Below are 17,283 nucleotides of genomic sequence, written 5' to 3' on the forward strand. Positions count from 1 at the left end.
TAAATAATGTATAATGACTAAAAATTTAAAGAGTAAGAGGAGTAAGAATGAGGAACTTAACAAATAAGGAATTTAGGTGTGTAAGTATAATGATTTTTGGGTTATACTTTGGAGCAGGAAATTTAATATTTCCACCATTTTTAGGAAAGGAATCAGGAAGAAGTTTCATGATTGCTTTAATATTTTTTTCTATTACATCAATAGTTTTCCCTACATTAGGAATAATAGTTGTTTCTAAATTTAATGGAATAAATAAATTCTCCAATATGGTAGGCTCTTTATTTGCTTTAATATTTACAACGTCTATGTATTTAACTATAGGTCCATATCTTTCTGTACCTAGAAATGCCTCTACATCATTTGAAATTACAATTGCTCCGTATATTACAAATTTAGATAATGTTATTTATTATAGATTAATATATACTACAATATTCTTTTCTTCAGTATATTATTTAGCTATGAATCCTAAAAAAATTGTAACTACTTTAGGTAAGATATTAACACCTATATTATTATTACTTATAGTAATAATGTTTGTAGGAGTATTATTTAAACCTCTTAATATTACTGCACCAACAGGAGATTATATAACATCACCAGCTATAAAAGGATTTATAGAAGGATATAATACTGTTGATGCGTTATCAGGATTAAATTTTGGTATAATAATAGCATTTTCAATTAGAAATTTAGGTATAACTGATGAAAATGAAATTACTAAAATTACAATAAAAGCAGGAATAGTAGCAGGAATAATATTATTTATAGTTTATTTCATGTTAACTTATATAGGTCTTGCTACGGCAAGTTATTTCCCTGACACAAAAACAGGAGCAGAAATATTGGTTAATGCGGTAAGGATGAATTATGGTATTTTAGGTACCTTAATATTAGGGAGCATATTTATTATTGCATGTCTATCTGTAAGTGTTGGATTAATTACATCTATAAGTCAATACTTTAGTCAAAATTATCCTAAAATTTCATATAGAACTTGGGCTATAGTATATATTTTAACATCATTTATTTTAGCTAATTTTGGTCTTGCAAATATATTAAAAATATCTATACCTATATTATTATCTATATATCCTGTATCTTTAATGTTAATAATACTTGGTTTATCTTCACAGTATTTTGATAATTCTAGATTAGTATTTAAATCATGTACATATGTTACAGTAGTATTTAGTATAGGTATGGTACTTAATAAATATATAGGGAATGTGCTAGATCCTATGTTTATTCATCTGCCATTCTATAAATTAGATTTAGGTTGGTTATTTCCTGCAATGATTACCTTTATATTCTCTATAATATTACATAAGGTAAAGAAAAATGAATAAGATAAAGGAATTTCTTTTTTCTAAACAAGATTTAAATTATAGGGAATTTAGCTCTAAACTTATTCCTACAGTAAAGATAGAAAATATAGTTGGTGTAAAAGTACCGGAACTTAGAAAATTTGCTAAATTTTTATTAAAAGAAGATAAGATGTATGTAGAAGAATATTTAAATGATTTACCACATAAATATATTGAAGAATATCATATACATATGTATTTATTAAGTGAAGAAAAAGATATAGATATATTGATAAAAAGATTAGAAAAAGTTTTACCTTTCATTGATAATTGGGCAACCTGTGATATAGGGATAGGGGAAATAGCTAAAAAATATCCGTGTATTGTAGAAAAAAAGGTGTATGAATGGTTAAAATCTGAACATGTATATACTATGAGATTTGCCATAGTAACTTTAATGACTAAATTTATAAAAGAAAACTTTAGTGAAGATCATTTAAAAATATTATCAGAGATACAAACAGATGAATATTATGTAAACATTGCTATAGCTTGGTATTTTTGTGAATGTTACGCTAAAAATGAAAAAGAAGTCTTATTTTATTTAGAAAATAATATGATAATAAATGATTGGGTACATAATAAGGCTATACAAAAAATGAAAGAAAGTTTAAAAATAGATAAGGAAAAAAAAGTATATTTAAATACTTTAAAAAGAAAATTGAATAGATAAATGAAAAACTGTACTAAAATCATATTGATAAAAGTACAGTTTTTTATTAATTTTAAAAAGTGTATCCTGCTTGTATTCCAAAATTTCCTTTTCCATATCCAAAGTATGGTCCCATATTATATCTCTCATTTACTTTTACACCAATAGACATCAATGCTAACCAATCAAATACAGCTGTTTTGGTTGAATCAACTTTTACATCACTTCCACCACCTATGGCTGTTTCTATGCCCCAGAATATAGAAAGTTTATTAGTTACCTTAAAATTTATATGTGTCTCTGCTCCTATTAAAGCCCTAATTTGAGCCCCGTTATATTTCAAATCTTTAAATTGTGGAGAAGAAACTACAGTAAATTTAGGTCCAAAGACAATATTAATATCATGTCTAATTTCAGATCTCCATTCTGGAAGTATAGTAACATTTAATGGAATTATTATATGATCGGCTTTACCTATTCCAACTCCACCTTCAATTTTTATTCTTGGTCCAGCTATGTATGAACTATAAGAAAGTAAACTTGATAGTAGTATAAATGTTAATATCTTCTTCATATCATCACTCCCTTTTATTCTATATATTATACCATAACCTGTATATTTTTCATAGTTGTAAAAAAAGGGCAAATAGTGTAAAATATGTGTATGAAAGAGATAGAAGAATATATAAAATACTCGATTTTATTCATATATTACAAGGAACTATTTTCTGAAAAACAGAAAAAATATTTATCGGCATATTTAGAGGAGGATAATTCATTAACAGAAATAGCCCAAGCGTTTAATGTAAGTAGACAGGCAGTTTTTGATAACATTAAAAGAGGTTGTAAACAGTTAGATAAATATGAAAAGTTACTTGGAATTATGGAAAAAGAAGAGAATATGATAATGAATTTAAAATGGTTAAGAGATAATTTTTCAAAGGAAAACTTAGATAAAATAATCATGGAATGTGAAGAAGGAGCAAATTAATGTTTAAAAACTTGAGTGATAAATTACAAGAAACTTTTAAAAAATTATCTGGGCAAAGTAAGATTACAGAAAGTAATATCACGGAAGCTTTAAGAGAGGTAAGGCTTGCCCTACTTGAAGCAGATGTTAATTACACGGTAGTTAAAAATTTGGTTAAAATGATAAAAGAAAAAGCACAAGGACAAGAAGTTATTAAAGGTGTAAATCCAAGACAGCAGTTTATAAAAATAATAAATGATGAATTAATAGAAGTTTTAGGAGGTCAAAATACAGCCTTAAATAAGGCAGCTTCAAAACCTACTATTATTATGTTAGTTGGATTACAAGGAGCTGGAAAAACTACATTTGCAGCTAAATTGTCTAAGCTTTTAAAGAAGGAGAAAAATAAAGTATTTTTAATAGGAGCTGATGTATATAGACCAGCTGCTAAGAAACAATTAATGGTACTTGCAAATCAAATAGGAGTTCCATTTTATAGTATAGAAGATAGTAATAATGTATTAGAAATCGTTAATAAAGGAATAATACAAGCACAAAAAGAAGAATCTGATTATATATTAATAGACACGGCTGGAAGATTACATGTAGATGAGATTTTAATGCAAGAACTTCAAGAAGTTAAATCAAGTGTTAATCCAACAGAAATACTATTAGTTGTAGATGGTATGACAGGTCAAGATGCAGTAAATGTTTCTAAGACATTTAATGATAGTTTAGATATAACAGGGGTAGTGGTTACAAAATTAGATGGAGATACCCGTGGAGGAGCAGCTCTGTCTATTAAAGAAGTTTCAGGTAAACCTATTAAATACATTTCTGAGGGAGAAAAACTTGATGACATATCATTATTTCATCCTGAAAGACTTGCAAGTAGAATACTTGGAATGGGAGATGTGGTTTCTTTAGTTGAAAAGGCTAAAGATGCTATAGATGAAAAAGAAGCACGTGAAATGGAAGCAAAATTTAGAAAAAATCAGTTTGATTTTGAAGATTTCCTAAAACAATTTAAAATGATTAAAAGAATGGGTTCTCTTGGAGGAATATTAAAAATGCTACCAGGTATGGGAGCTTTAGGAGATATAGATCTTACTAGTGCTGAAAAAGAAATGAAAAAAGTAGAAGCTATAATATATTCTATGACGGTAGAGGAAAGGAGAAATCCAAATCTTTTAAAAGTAAGTAGTAGAAAAATAAGGATAGCAAAAGGTTCAGGTACAGATGTAACTCAAGTTAATAAGTTACTTAAACAATTTGAACAAATGAAACAAATGATGAAAATGTTTAATTCTGGGAATATACCTGGATTTGGACAAATAGGAAAAAAAAGATAATTACAAATATTGTAATATTAGGAGGAGCTATATATGTTCTTACAAAAATCAAATAGGTTAGCTTTGGTTGACCCTAAGGGAAATAAAGTAAGTCATAGTGAATTGGTAGATAAAGTTAAATATTTTTCAAAATATGTAATTAAAGAAACTGAAGATATTCAACAGTTTAATGTAATAATGATGGAAAATAGAAAGGAATGGTTATACACTTTCTATGCAATTTGGGATAAAAAGAATACTCCATTAGTAATTGATTCAGAATCTAGTATAGAAGAAATAATATACTTTTTAAAAGATTCTAATGCAACAAGTATTTATGTTTCAAATAAGATATATTCAAAAGCTAAAGAAACAATAGATGTGTTAGGAAGAGAAATCTTTATAGAAAATATAGATGATGTAAAAATAGATGAAGGTAAATTAAGCGAAATATCAAAAGATGATAGAGTTTTATCTCATCCTGAGGGAGAAGAATTAGCAGTAATGCTATATACTTCTGGAACTACAGGAAATCCTAAAGGTGTTATGCTTACTTTTAATAATATAGAAGCACAGATTGAATCTATAAAATCATTAATGATTATTGAAGAAAATGAACAAGTTTTAGCAGGGCTACCTTTTCATCACATACTTCCATTAATGACAACAAATCTTCTATTTATGCATTATAGCACTCAATTTTCTATAGTGTTTATAGAAAATCTTTCAAGCCAGGATATATTAAAAGCATTAAAAGATAATGATGTAACAATATTATCTATGGTTCCAAGAGTGTATAAACTATTTTATAGTTCAATAAAAAGTAAGATAGATTCTAATGTAGCAGCAAAGAATTTATTTAAAGTTGCACAAACGGCTAAAAATATTAAATTTTCTAGAATCTTGTTTAATAAGATACATAAAATGTTTGGTGGAAAACTTACAAGAGTTATATCAGGAGGAGCTAAAACTGATAAAGAAATAGCTGATTTCTTTGACATTATAGGTATTGAATACTTTGAAGGTTATGGTTTAAGTGAGACTTCACCAGTAGTTGCATGTTCAACTACAAAACATGGTAAGAAAAATGGAACTGTAGGAAGAAAAGTTGATAATATAGAAGTTAAATTAGTTGATGGAGAATTATGGGTTAAAGGACCTATAGTAATGAAAGGGTATTACAATAAACCTGAAGAAACAGCTAAGGTAATAACTGAAGATGGTTGGTTTAAAACTGGAGATTTAGCCCAAATAGATGAAGAAGGCTTTATTACTATTATAGGAAGAAAAAACTCTATGATAGTATTATCTAATGGTAAAAATATAGATCCTGAGAAATTGGAAAATAGGTTATTAGGATATTCAAATGAAATAATAAAAGAAATAGGAATTTTTGCTAAAAATGATAAATTAGCAGCTTTAATAGTAATAGATGATAATAAAATAAAAGAAAAAAGAATAACAAATATTAAACCATATATAGAAGATGCAATATCATTTTATAATGCATCTTCACATGGATATGAAAAGGTATTAGAATACAAGATGACAGAAGCAGAGTTACCTAAAACAAGAATAGGTAAATTAAAAAGATTTATGTTAAAAGATATATATTTAGGTCATATGGAAGATGAAGAAAAAGAAAATATAGAAGAACCAGATATTTTAGAATACAAAGTCTTAAAAGAATATATTTTTAATATGAAAAATGAATACGCTAAACCACATGTAAATTTAGAAATAGAGTTTGGGTTAGATTCTTTAGATCAGGTTGAATTACTTTCTTTTATAGAAAGAAGTTTTGGAGTTAAACTTACAGCAGAAGAATTTAAAAAAAATATTAATTTAATTAAGTTATCAGAATTAATAAAAGATAAATCTGAAAAATTTATTGAAACAAAAGATCAATGGAAAGAAATAATAAAAAATGCACCAATAAGAGAATTAGAAAATGGAAGTGGAATTAGATTTTTAAGACCTCTTGGTTGGCTTATTTTTAAAATTTATTTTAGATTAAGTATTAAAGGTAAAGAAAATATAAAAGATGAACCACAAATATTTATTGCTAATCATGCAAGCTTTTTAGATGCATTGGCACTTAATTTATTACTTCCAAAAAAAGTATCTAAGGATACTTATTCACTTGCTATAGATTGGTACTTTAAAAGCAGTTTTATGAAAAAACTTGCTAAGGAAACTAATTTAGTTTTATTAGATATTGATGGAAATATTAAAGATACAATAGAACAAATTGCATCAGTACTAAAACAAGGGAAAAATGTATTCATATTCCCAGAAGGAACAAGAACAAAAGATGGTAATTTATCACCATTTAAAAAGACTTTTGCAATAATATCAAAAGAAATGAATGTAAAGGTTACTTGTTTAAAAATTGATGGAACTTTTGAAGCATATTCAAGATATGATAAATATCCTAAGCCTAAAAAAATAACAGTTAGTTATTTAGGAGAAATTAATCCAGAACATTTAAGTTATGATGAAATAGTTGATAAGGCAAGAAATATGTATAATTAGTTATGTGAATTTGGTGGGGAAAAATTAAGAGGAAGAAAGGAAAAAAATTATGTTTTTAAATAAATCTGATAGATTAGCAATAGTTGATTTTGATGGGACTAAAATAAGTCATACAGATCTTGTAAATACAGTAAAATATTATTCTGAGCATGTTATAGATGAAGTAATACCTGAAACTTTTAGTATTATTATGATGGAAAATAGAGCAGAATGGTTTTATGCATTTTATTCATTATGGGATAGAAATTTAATTCCTGTTGCAGTAGATGCTATGTCAAATGAAAAAGAATTAGAATATTTTTTAAGTGATTCAGGTGCTACTTGCATTTATGTTTCTAATAATACCTATGAAGTTGCGAAGAAAGCAATAGAAACTGTAAATAGAGATATTAAGATATTTAATGTTGATGAAATTAAAATAGATAAGGAAATATATTCTAAAATAGAAAAAGATGAAAGAATACTTTTACACCCAGAAATGGAAAAAGTAGCTGTAATGCTATATACTTCTGGAACTACAGGTCATCCTAAAGGTGTTATGTTAACTTATGGTAATATATATAATCAGATATTATCTATAAGAACATTAGAAATAACATGGGATGATGAACAAATTTTAGCAGTATTGCCGTTTCATCACATATTACCATTAATGTCTGCTAATATTTACTATATGTATCATGAACATCAATATTCAGTAGTATTGGTAGAAAAATTATCTAGCCAAGAAATACTAAAAGCTTTATCAGAAAATGATGTAACTATGTTAGTATTGGTTCCAAGAGTATATAAATTATTCTATAAATCTATTAAAAATACTATAGATTCTAAATGGATAACAAGACTAATATATGCACTTGCTAAGAAAATAAATAATAAGAGTTTTTCTAAGAAAATATTTAAAAAGGTACATGATAAATTTGGTGGTAAGTTAAGAAGTATGATAGTTGGAGGAGCAAAATCTGATGTTGAAATGATAGAATTTTTCAATACTTTAGGTTTTGATTACTGTGAAGGTTATGGACTTACTGAAACAGCTCCAATAATTTCAGGAAATACATATAATCATGGATATAAGATAGGAACTGTTGGAAAAGCAGTAAATAATATAGAAGTTAAAGTTGTAGATCAAGAATTATGGGTTAAAGGACCTATAGTAATGAAAGGATATTTTAATAAACCTGATAAAACATCTGAAGTATTAACTGAAGATGGATGGTTTAAAACAGGAGATTTAGTAGAAGTTGATGATGAGGGATATATAAGTATAGTTGGACGTAAAAATGCTATGATAGTATTATCTAATGGTAAAAATGTAGATCCAGAAACACTTGAAATTAAATTTATGTCATCAGCTAATCAAATAATTAAAGAAGTTGGAATCATAGGGCATAATGATAAATTAGCAGCATTAATAGTAGTAGATAGAGATGAGGCTAAGAAATTAAATATTTTAAATATTAATGCTTATGTTAAAGATATGGTAGAGTTCTATAATGGAGCTGTGCATAATTATGAAAAGGTATTGGAATACAAGATTACAGAAGAAGAATTACCGAAGACTAGAATAGGTAAATTAAGAAGATTTATGCTAAAAGATGTGTATTCTGGAAAATCTAAGATAGAGAAAAAAGAAACTGTAGAAGAACCAAGTACTGAAGAATACAAGATACTTAAAGATTTTGTTTTTAAAATGAAAGGTGTGTATCCTGAAGCAGATAAAAATCTAGAAGTTGAATTTGGTCTTGATTCACTTGACCAAGTAGAGTTATTAACTTTTATTGAAAATAGTTTTGGATTAAAAATATCAGAAGAGGACTTTAAAGAAAATCTTACATTAATAGGATTATCTAAATACATAGAAAATAAATCATCTGGATTTACTGAAACTACAGATCAGTGGAAAGAAGTTATACAAAATGCTCCTAAACAAGAACTTAAAGATGGTTGGTTAATGTCATTAATTAAACCGTTGATATTTTTAGTATTTAAATTATACTTTAGAATAGATATTAAGGGAGCAGAAAATATTAAAAATGAACAACAAATATTTATAGCAAACCATGAAAGTTTTATTGATGGATTAGCATTTAGTTTATTAATACCTAATGAATCATCAGAAAAAACATATACTTTAGCTATAAATTGGTATTTCAAGAATGCCTTCATGAAGTTTTTTGCTAAACATAGTAATATATTATTACTTGATATTAATAAAAACATTAAATCTACTATAGAAAATGTATCATCTGCTCTTAAACAAGGGAAAAATATATTCATATTCCCTGAAGGGACAAGAACAAAAGATGGTAATTTAGGAGAATTTAAGAAAATATTTGCTATATTATCTAAGGAATTAAATATACCTGTAACTTGTTTAAAAATTGATGGAGCATTTGAAGCATATTCAAGATATGATAAATTCCCTAAACCTAAGAAATTATCTGTTAAATATTTAGGTAAAATTAAACCTGAAAATATGACTTATTCTGAAATAGTTAATACTGCACGTAATATGTATTTAGAGGATGAAAAATAAGAAACTTTGTCAATAAAAAATACTTGACAATATTTTCTTAATATTGTAAAATGTATTGTAATAAAAATTTGGAGGAATAATAAATGTTAAAATTAAGATTAACTAGATTAGGTAGAAAAAAATCACCTTTCTATAGAATAGCAGCAATGGAAGCATTAGGGAAAAGAGATGGGAAAGCAGTAGCTTACGTTGGAACATATAATCCATTAGTTTCTGAAAATCAAGTAAACTTAAAAGAAGAAGAAATTTTAAAATTTTTATCAAATGGAGCACAACCAACAGAAACAGTTAAATCTATCTTAACTAAAGCAGGAATTTGGGAAAAATTTGAAGCTTCTAAAAAAAGATAAATAAATATAGAATATATAACACTTAAATAATAGATTTTATCTTAGTATTTAAGTGTTTTTCTTTTAGAAAGGAATATTATGAATAATATTAAATTAATTTCTTTTGATTTAGATGGAACTATACTTAAAAATTCTAAATTATCAAAAGCTGTAATAGAAGTTTTTCATAAATTAGAAAATAAAGGAATAATTTTAATTGTAAATACAGGAAGAAGTATAGATAGTCTTTATGAAATGTTTGATTTACTTAAATTATCAGGTAAAAATAATTATGCAATACTTACAACAGGAGCTGTAGTTCAAAATATAGATACAAGAAAGATAATTAAACATTTTTCTTTAACCCTTGATGATTACAGAAATATTAGAAAAAATGTGGATAATAAATATAATTTGAGTGTTTATACTCCAGATAAATTGTATTATGTTAATGAAATATTCCCAGAAATAATAGAAGATAATGAAATACTTTCAATGGAAATGGAAAAATTTGTTGAAGATGAAAATATTGAAATTTCAAGAGTGAATATAATGGGAAGCGAAGAAAAGCTAGATGAATTTGAAAATACACATAATAAAGATTTTCTTGATAAATACTATTTTGTAAGAAACATACCAATAAGTATAGAAATATTAAATAAGAATGCAAGTAAGGGAAATGGACTTAAAGCATTTATGAAAGAATTTAATATAGATCCTAGTGAGGCAATAGCTATAGGTGATGGAAATAATGATATTTCTATGTTTGAAGTAGTAGAACATTCTGTTGCTATGGGAAATGCAAGTGATTTAGTTAAATCTCACGCAAAATATGTAACAGATAGTGTAGACAATGATGGTTTTGTAAAAATGCTTGAAATGTTTAAATTAATATAGGACTTTAAAGGCAAAACTTGTCCCAAAAGTTTTTGAGCGAAGCTCCATTGTAATTCTATATATTTACTTTAAATCGTTCGTTAGTATAAGGTGTGAAATAAATAAATCGTAAAAATAGTCGTTCGATTTAAATCTGATTAAAAAAGAATTACTACCCAAAATAATTAATATTTACCTTTTAGGTCAACTTCTATAGTTATCTTTGAATTTTCTATATCTATTCTTTCTGACATAGAGTTGACCTCTTTTTCTAATTTTATGAACTCTTCTTTTAAAATATCTCTATTTAATACACCATAGTTTACTATACCTACACCACTTTCTGCATTTGAAGTATTAGAATTAAGAACTCTTTCTAAAAATGATAATAAAGCTCTTTTATTCTTTACATCTTCTAAATGGTAAAATAGAGGCATTTCATCTATTTTGTTAGTAGCATTTGCATGATTTAGAGTAGTTTTTAAAATAGCTAAATCTTCATTTATAGTTTCAAGTTCTGAATATGCTTCTAACATTTCTTTAGCCTGTATTTTATCAAAAACATCTTTTCCATTAACTTTTAGAGGTATATTAGAATAAGAGTTTAAATTAAGAAAAATTCTATTTTGTTTTTTTGTTAAATTTGATATTAAAAATATACATTGTTGTATAGTTATCTTCATATTTTCTCCTTATTTTACATGGTATAGATAAAGTCCACTTCCATCTAATATATATTTTTTTGTATTAGGATTTGGATAATCGAATCCTTTTTTAATAAAATCTATATTAATTTTATTTTCATATATAGCTAAAGCTGTTCCTATAATTATCCTTACCATAGTTTTTAAAAAACTGTTTCCTGTAATATATATATGAATATTTTTATCTTTTCTTATAGCATAACATTTATAAATCTCTCTGATTGGATTTTTGTTAGCTTTATTTTCTTTTTTTGAAAAATTATAAAAATTATGTTTACCAAGAAAATGTTTCAAAATATCATTTAATTTTTCAACATCAATTTCATAACGCACACCTGTTATATATTTTCTGTTAAAAGGTGTAATATTTTCTTGATTTGAAATTATATATTCATATGTTCTTTCTATACTATCATATCTAGAATTATAGTTTATATCAACCTTTTCTATTGAAATAATTTTAATGGCATAGTTTGAATATTTCTCTATTTTATCTTTTATAATCCCTAATTTTATATTTTTGTTAATTATAAAATTAGAAATTTGCATTTTGGCATGAACTCCTTTATCAGTTCTTCCAGAACTTATCATATTAACTTTTTCATTAAATGAATTAATAAGTATATCTTCTATAGTTCCTTGAACAGTAATTTTATCCTTTTGTCTTTGTGAACCATAAAAAGCACTTCCATCATATTGATATATAATTTTGATATTATTCATTTGGAAGCCCTTTCTTTTTTATACCTTTAGATATAAAATATTTTTTTTGAGCAAGATCAAATAAAGGTTTATCTGACATACTATCAGAATAAAAAGCAAGTATATTAAATTTAGGTAGATATTCTTTAAGTTTATATACTTTTTCTATATGTTTACAATTTTTACCATTTATCTTACTTATAAAATATTTGTTTTGTTTAAAAAAGGTAGTAGCTATTAATTTATCAAAACCTAATTCCTTTGAAATTTCTTCAAGAAATAAGCTAGGAGTTGCAGAAATTAATATTAATTCTTCTGCTTTCTTTTTATTTTCTATAATTTCATCATAAACCCAAGTGAATATTTTCTTTTTATTTTCTACCCAAAATTCATGTATTTCTTTTTTTAGATACTCAACTTCTATATCATCTAATATTGAAAAAAATATCTCCTTAGATTTTTTTAAATCATATCTATAATATATTAATGAGTGTATTACCTTGTATATTTTTAAGATATATTTTGGGTTTCTTTTAAGGAAAAATCTCATAAAATCAGTAGATGTTTCACCATCATAAATAGTTTTATCAAAATCATAAACAATAATATTCTTCAAGCTTACACCTCTTTTCTAATTTTTCTTTTAATGTAATAAAGCCTTTGCTTTTAAGTTTTTCTTCTATAGTTGTTTTATCAAAAGTATTATTAAAGATTTTTTTAATTTCATCATTTATTTCAAGTATTTCTGATATACAAATTCTTTTATAACCATCAAATACTAATCTTTGTGAAAGTATACAAATTAAAGAATCAAGTATTAGATATTTAGGAATATTCATATCTATTAATCTATTTATAGTTGATACACTATCATTAGTATGTAAAGTGGTAAGAACTAAATGACCTGTAAGTGCAGCTCTAATTGCAATTTGTGCTGTTATTTCATCTCTAATTTCACTTATAACAATAATGTCGGGATCTGATCTTAACACAGTTCTTAATATTTTTTCAAAACTTAATCCTATTTCTTCTTTAACCTGTATTTGAACTATATCTTCAATCTTATTTTCTATAGGATCTTCTATAGTTATTATTTTTCTTTTACTTTTCATAAGTATATTAATTAAAGAAAGTAGTGTAGTAGATTTTCCACTTCCTGTAGGACCTGTTATGAGTATAAATCCATTATTTTGAAAACAGGCTTTTTGAAGAATTGAAATACTAGTATTATCAAATCCTAAAGCTGTTAAACTAACATCATCTAAGCTTGAGTTTAATATTCTTAAAACTACATTTTCTCCCATATTACTTGGTAATGTTGCAACACGTATATCATATTTTCTATTTTTAAAAATATGTGTAAAAGCGCCATCTTGTGGTAATCTTTTTTCTGCAACATTTAATTTTGAAAGTATTTTAATTCTAGCAATTATTTCTCTTACATTTAATTTAGAGGTATTTTCTATCTTATTTATACCCCCGTTTATTCTTAATTCTAATTTACAACTATTTTCATGTTCTCTAATATGTATATCAGTAGCATTTTTTGAAATAGCCAATTCTAAAATATTTTCTAAATTAAACAAAAAGCAACTATCTGAGGTAGTTGCCGTGTTTTTATTATTATCCCTCATTTAACCCCCTAATATTATTTCATATCTTTTAGTAATTCTTCTGTTTGTTTAGTCATCATTTTGTATAGCATTTTTTTTATGATGTTATACCATTTTAATTTAGATTTTTCTAACGCTAAACCTTTAATTACATCTTTCATTTGTTTTATTATTAAATCATATTCTTCAAAAGAAAGTGCAAGAACTTTTTCTTTAGGCCTTTTTTCTTTCTTACCTACATGTAATGATTTTTCTACATATTTAAAGAATGAAAATACGTTAGGTAGTTGTTTTTCATACATTATCATTTGTTTTTTCATTTCACCTATCATTTGTTCTAAATATTTTTGTGAACTTTTACTTAATGTTACTTCTTTTTTTCTTTTACCTTTTCCAATTTTTTGAAGTAAAGCAGCCATGCTTGCTTGACTTTTTGCATTCATAATATCCATATCAGAAATGCTATTAGGGTTTACTAATTTACCTTTCAAATTATTCCTCCTTAAGTTTTGTTAATTCTATTAATGAGATTTTACCCTCTCTTAATAAAGTGATATCTTCGCCATCAATTTTAAATATGCTAGAAGAAATTCCACTTATATTATTATCATCTATATATTTATAGTCTACAGCATCTAATATTTCTTTATCTATTTCAAAAGATTTTCTTGGAGCATCTTTTCCACTTATATTAGCAGAAGTTGTCATTAAAATTCCTCCAAATTTATCAATTATTTCTAATGCTAGTTTGTTATTAGGTATTCTTACCCCTATATCTTCATAACCTAAAAGTTCTTTGATAAATGGAGTGGATTTAACTATTAAAGTGATAGGTCCTGGAAAAAACTTATCTACTATTTTATCTATTAAATTATTAGTTTCAATTACCTTATTTATCATATTTTTTTTTGAAACTAGTGCAATGATTTTCTTATTTTTGTCCCTTTTTTTGATATTAAAAATTTTATCTAAAGCTTTTTTGTTTGGAAGAGTTCCTATACCATAAACAGTATCCGTAGGAAAGAGTATTACACTATTGTTCATTTTTTCCTTCCACATCTAAATTTTTAGGAACTTCAAATAAGTCGCTTATTGCTTCTTCTTTAAATATTCTATTTATAGTTTCAGCGAACATACTTGCTGTTGAAACTATAGATAATTTATCAAATTTTTTATCTTCTGGTAATTCTATAGTATCTGTAACAATAACTTTGTTAAATTCTGAATTTTTTAATCTATCTATTGCTGGTCCTGAAAATACTGGATGAACAGCACAAGCATAAACTTCTAATGCCCCTTCATTTTTAAGTGCAGTAGCTGCGTTGCATATAGTTCCAGCAGTATCTATAATATCGTCTATAAGTATTGCTTTTTTACCTTTAACTTCTCCTATTAAGTTCATAACTTCTGATACATTAGCCTTTTCACGTCTTTTATCTATTATAGCTAAAGGTAGATTTAATGATCTTGCTAATGCTCTAGCTCTTTTAACTCCACCAACATCAGGAGATACAACTACAGCATTTTCTGAATTAAATCCTTTATCATAAAAATATTTTGCAAATAGTGGTAAAGCTTCCATATGATCTACGGGTATGTTGAAAAATCCTTGTATTTGTCTTGCGTGTAAATCCATAGTAACAACTCTAGTTGCTCCAGCTACAGTTAATAAATCAGCCACTAATTTAGATGTAATTGGCTCTCTTGGGTATGCTTTTCTATCTTGTCTTGCATATCCATAATAAGGGATAACTGCGATAATTTCAGTTGCAGATGCTCTTTTTAATGAGTCTATGAAAACTAATAGTTCCATTATACTTTCATTAACAGGTTTAGATGTAGATTGTATTACAAATACTTTACATCCTCTTACAGTTTCGTTAGATTTAGCGAAAGTTTCGCCATCAGCAAATCTGATTATAGTTCTATCTCCAAGTTTTACATTGAGTTTCTCAGCTATTTTTGCAGCCAGTTTTGCACTTGAAGTTCCAGCATAAACTTTAATCTCATGATTGTTATACATTTTGAAATCCCACACTTTCTTCTATTTTTTATTTATTCCAATTTTATTGATCTGTTTTGCTCTTCCAAACGCGATACTATTATTTGGTACATCTTTTGTAATTACTGAACCTGCGGCAGTTAATACATTTTCTCCTATTTCTACTGGAGATACTATAATACTATTACTTCCTATAAAGCAATCTTTACCTATAGTTGTTTTATGTTTTTTTACTCCATCATAATTACATGTAATAGTTCCAGCTCCTATATTTGTATTTTCTCCAACTTCACTATCACCTATATATGTTAAATGTCCACATTTAACACCTTTATGTAGTATTGCTTTTTTAATTTCAACAAAATTCCCTACTTTTGATTTTTCTTTTAATACGCTATTTGGTCTAATGTGTGCAAATGGTCCTACACTAACATTATCTTCTATATTAGATAGCTCCACTACGCTATTATCTATAATAACATTATTTCCTATAATAGAATTTTCTATTCTAGTTCCAGAATAGATAATGCAATTACTTCCTATTCTAGTACCTTTTTCTATGTATACATTAGGATAAATTATACTATCTTGTCCTATGATTACATCTTCTTCTATATATGTATTGCTAGGATCTATAAGTATAACTCCTTCATTCATAAGTTCTTCATTTTTTCTTTCTCTTAATATCTTAGAAACATCTGCAAGTTGAGATTTAGAATTTACACCTAACATTTCTTTTTCATCCTCAAGAACTAGACTATCTACTTTTAAGTTTTCTTCATTTAATAATTTTACTGCATCTGTTAGATAGTACTCTCCTTTTTTATTATCATTACTAAATTTATCTAGTATAGACAATAAAGAGTTTCTTTTAAATAAATAAACTCCTGCATTTATTTCTTTGATATTTTTTTGTTCTATAGTTGTATCTACTTCTTCTATTATATCAATAACTTTTCCCTCTTCTTTGATTATTCTACCATAACCTAAAGGATTGTTAACTATACAAGAAAGAATTAGACAATCTAAAGAATTTGCTTCAAATTTTTCTTTCATTTTATTAATAGTCTCTACAGTCAATAAAGGTCCATCTCCATTGCAGATTAAAATATCATCATCATTTTCTAATATTTTATCCTTTGCAATAATTACTGCATGTCCAGTACCTAATTGTTTGTCTTGAATTACATATTCAGTATCAACTACTTCAAGTATTTGTTCTTTAAGGTAACCCAATATTAAAATATTTTTGTTAATACCAGCCTTATTTAAGGTGTTAATAAGCTTAACTATCATAGGTTGCCCATTTACTTTATGCATTAATTTAGAGACGTTTGACTTCATTCTTGTACCTTTACCTGCTGCAAGAATAATTGAAATCACAAAATCACCCACTCACAAATTTAATTATTAAATTAATTATATCACTTTTAACGTGTTATTACAATATATATGGATTAAAATAAGGCAGCATTTTAAATGGATTTGGGGTTATGTATCATTTAGAAATATGTATCTTACTTAATTTATATAATGTAAAACATTTATTAAGGATATGTATTTAAAATATTAAAAACATTTTGTATGGTTAAAATGAAATATTTAAAAACCTATAATTTATATGGAAATAAAAGGTTTTAAATAAAAAAAATAAAAATTTTCA

At 25.8% G+C, this 17,283-nt stretch carries 17 protein-coding genes; 8 read left to right on the top strand and 9 right to left on the bottom strand.

The genetic code is table 11. The features are described 5' to 3' along the window. Window positions 1-47 precede the first annotated feature (47 nt). A complete protein-coding gene (gene brnQ, locus BUE91_RS02595) occupies window positions 48-1,349 on the top strand; it encodes a branched-chain amino acid transport system II carrier protein (protein WP_073507860.1) in 1,302 nt (433 codons plus the stop codon). Continuing rightward, window positions 1,342-2,040, top strand: coding sequence for a DNA alkylation repair protein (locus BUE91_RS02600; protein ID WP_073507861.1), 699 nt, complete (start codon window positions 1,342-1,344; stop codon window positions 2,038-2,040). The genes brnQ and BUE91_RS02600 overlap by 8 nt, the downstream gene beginning before the upstream one ends. Window positions 2,041-2,092: 52 nt before the next feature. Here the strand turns inward: BUE91_RS02600 and BUE91_RS02605 are convergent, their stop codons facing one another. Beyond that, the gene (locus tag BUE91_RS02605) at window positions 2,093-2,593 is read right to left on the bottom strand and encodes a hypothetical protein (RefSeq protein ID WP_073507862.1); all 501 of its coding nucleotides are present in this window, start codon (window positions 2,591-2,593) and stop codon (window positions 2,093-2,095) included. A gap of 90 nt (window positions 2,594-2,683) precedes the next feature. Between BUE91_RS02605 and ylxM the strand changes: the two genes are divergently transcribed. The 6 genes from ylxM (at window position 2,684) to BUE91_RS02635 (ending at window position 10,620) form a co-directional block, all read left to right on the top strand. Next, window positions 2,684-3,010 carry a YlxM family DNA-binding protein gene (gene ylxM, locus BUE91_RS02610; RefSeq protein ID WP_066901438.1) on the top strand — a complete coding sequence of 109 codons (327 nt, stop codon included), beginning with the start codon at window positions 2,684-2,686 and terminating at the stop codon, window positions 3,008-3,010. Further along, window positions 3,010-4,341 carry a signal recognition particle protein gene (gene ffh / locus BUE91_RS02615; RefSeq protein WP_073507863.1) on the top strand — a complete coding sequence of 444 codons (1,332 nt, stop codon included), beginning with the start codon at window positions 3,010-3,012 and terminating at the stop codon, window positions 4,339-4,341. Before ylxM ends, ffh begins: the two co-directional genes overlap by 1 nt. Before the next feature lie 33 nt (window positions 4,342-4,374). Then, window positions 4,375-6,855 carry an AMP-binding protein gene (locus BUE91_RS02620; protein ID WP_073507864.1) on the top strand — a complete coding sequence of 827 codons (2,481 nt, stop codon included), beginning with the start codon at window positions 4,375-4,377 and terminating at the stop codon, window positions 6,853-6,855. Window positions 6,856-6,904: 49 nt separating this feature from the next. After that, window positions 6,905-9,394, top strand: coding sequence for an AMP-binding protein (locus BUE91_RS02625; RefSeq protein ID WP_073507865.1), 2,490 nt, complete (start codon window positions 6,905-6,907; stop codon window positions 9,392-9,394). An 83-nt stretch (window positions 9,395-9,477) separates the two neighbouring features. Continuing rightward, on the top strand, window positions 9,478-9,744 hold the full coding sequence (gene rpsP / locus BUE91_RS02630; protein ID WP_066901430.1) for a 30S ribosomal protein S16: 267 nt from the start codon (window positions 9,478-9,480) through the stop codon (window positions 9,742-9,744). A gap of 78 nt (window positions 9,745-9,822) precedes the next feature. Next, window positions 9,823-10,620 carry a Cof-type HAD-IIB family hydrolase gene (locus BUE91_RS02635; RefSeq protein WP_073507866.1) on the top strand — a complete coding sequence of 266 codons (798 nt, stop codon included), beginning with the start codon at window positions 9,823-9,825 and terminating at the stop codon, window positions 10,618-10,620. A gap of 164 nt (window positions 10,621-10,784) precedes the next feature. Here the strand turns inward: BUE91_RS02635 and BUE91_RS02640 are convergent, their stop codons facing one another. The 8 genes from BUE91_RS02640 to glmU are packed head-to-tail and all read right to left on the bottom strand — an operon-like array spanning window position 10,785 to window position 17,003. Then, complete coding sequence (locus BUE91_RS02640) at window positions 10,785-11,282, bottom strand: hypothetical protein (RefSeq protein WP_066901426.1); 498 nt, start codon at window positions 11,280-11,282, stop codon at window positions 10,785-10,787. 9 nt (window positions 11,283-11,291) lie between these two features. Next, the gene (gene truA, locus BUE91_RS02645) at window positions 11,292-12,026 is read right to left on the bottom strand and encodes a tRNA pseudouridine(38-40) synthase TruA (protein WP_066901424.1); all 735 of its coding nucleotides are present in this window, start codon (window positions 12,024-12,026) and stop codon (window positions 11,292-11,294) included. Beyond that, a complete protein-coding gene (locus BUE91_RS02650) occupies window positions 12,019-12,621 on the bottom strand; it encodes an HAD family hydrolase (protein ID WP_073507867.1) in 603 nt (200 codons plus the stop codon). Before BUE91_RS02650 ends, truA begins: the two co-directional genes overlap by 8 nt. After that, a complete protein-coding gene (locus BUE91_RS02655) occupies window positions 12,599-13,639 on the bottom strand; it encodes a GspE/PulE family protein (protein ID WP_073507868.1) in 1,041 nt (346 codons plus the stop codon). Before BUE91_RS02655 ends, BUE91_RS02650 begins: the two co-directional genes overlap by 23 nt. 14 nt (window positions 13,640-13,653) lie before the next feature. After that, on the bottom strand, window positions 13,654-14,109 hold the full coding sequence (locus tag BUE91_RS02660; RefSeq protein WP_073507869.1) for a viral A-type inclusion protein: 456 nt from the start codon (window positions 14,107-14,109) through the stop codon (window positions 13,654-13,656). A gap of 1 nt (window position 14,110) precedes the next feature. Further along, entirely contained in the window at window positions 14,111-14,662 is a 552-nt protein-coding gene (locus tag BUE91_RS02665) for an L-threonylcarbamoyladenylate synthase (protein WP_066901418.1), read from the bottom strand. Continuing rightward, the gene (locus BUE91_RS06975) at window positions 14,652-15,641 is read right to left on the bottom strand and encodes a ribose-phosphate diphosphokinase (RefSeq protein ID WP_066901416.1); all 990 of its coding nucleotides are present in this window, start codon (window positions 15,639-15,641) and stop codon (window positions 14,652-14,654) included. The genes BUE91_RS02665 and BUE91_RS06975 overlap by 11 nt, the downstream gene beginning before the upstream one ends. A gap of 21 nt (window positions 15,642-15,662) precedes the next feature. Beyond that, entirely contained in the window at window positions 15,663-17,003 is a 1,341-nt protein-coding gene (gene glmU / locus BUE91_RS06980; RefSeq protein WP_074436728.1) for a bifunctional UDP-N-acetylglucosamine diphosphorylase/glucosamine-1-phosphate N-acetyltransferase GlmU, read from the bottom strand. Window positions 17,004-17,283 lie beyond the last annotated feature (280 nt).

Origin of the sequence: Streptobacillus notomytis, from assembly GCF_001902585.1 — a bacterium.
In the GTDB taxonomy this organism is placed as follows: domain Bacteria; phylum Fusobacteriota; class Fusobacteriia; order Fusobacteriales; family Leptotrichiaceae; genus Streptobacillus; species Streptobacillus notomytis.

What these genes read in the sequence shown, in the direction of transcription:
- brnQ (WP_073507860.1), top strand. Translation starts at nt 48, where the DNA reads ATGAGGAACTTAACAAATAAGGAATTTAGGTGTGTAAGTATAATGATT.
- BUE91_RS02600 (WP_073507861.1), top strand. Translation starts at nt 1,342, where the DNA reads ATGAATAAGATAAAGGAATTTCTTTTTTCTAAACAAGATTTAAATTAT.
- BUE91_RS02605 (WP_073507862.1), bottom strand. Translation starts at nt 2,593, where the DNA reads ATGAAGAAGATATTAACATTTATACTACTATCAAGTTTACTTTCTTAT.
- ylxM (WP_066901438.1), top strand. Translation starts at nt 2,684, where the DNA reads ATGAAAGAGATAGAAGAATATATAAAATACTCGATTTTATTCATATAT.
- ffh (WP_073507863.1), top strand. Translation starts at nt 3,010, where the DNA reads ATGTTTAAAAACTTGAGTGATAAATTACAAGAAACTTTTAAAAAATTA.
- BUE91_RS02620 (WP_073507864.1), top strand. Translation starts at nt 4,375, where the DNA reads ATGTTCTTACAAAAATCAAATAGGTTAGCTTTGGTTGACCCTAAGGGA.
- BUE91_RS02625 (WP_073507865.1), top strand. Translation starts at nt 6,905, where the DNA reads ATGTTTTTAAATAAATCTGATAGATTAGCAATAGTTGATTTTGATGGG.
- rpsP (WP_066901430.1), top strand. Translation starts at nt 9,478, where the DNA reads ATGTTAAAATTAAGATTAACTAGATTAGGTAGAAAAAAATCACCTTTC.
- BUE91_RS02635 (WP_073507866.1), top strand. Translation starts at nt 9,823, where the DNA reads ATGAATAATATTAAATTAATTTCTTTTGATTTAGATGGAACTATACTT.
- BUE91_RS02640 (WP_066901426.1), bottom strand. Translation starts at nt 11,282, where the DNA reads ATGAAGATAACTATACAACAATGTATATTTTTAATATCAAATTTAACA.
- truA (WP_066901424.1), bottom strand. Translation starts at nt 12,026, where the DNA reads ATGAATAATATCAAAATTATATATCAATATGATGGAAGTGCTTTTTAT.
- BUE91_RS02655 (WP_073507868.1), bottom strand. Translation starts at nt 13,639, where the DNA reads ATGAGGGATAATAATAAAAACACGGCAACTACCTCAGATAGTTGCTTT.
- BUE91_RS02665 (WP_066901418.1), bottom strand. Translation starts at nt 14,662, where the DNA reads ATGAACAATAGTGTAATACTCTTTCCTACGGATACTGTTTATGGTATA.
- BUE91_RS06975 (WP_066901416.1), bottom strand. Translation starts at nt 15,641, where the DNA reads ATGTATAACAATCATGAGATTAAAGTTTATGCTGGAACTTCAAGTGCA.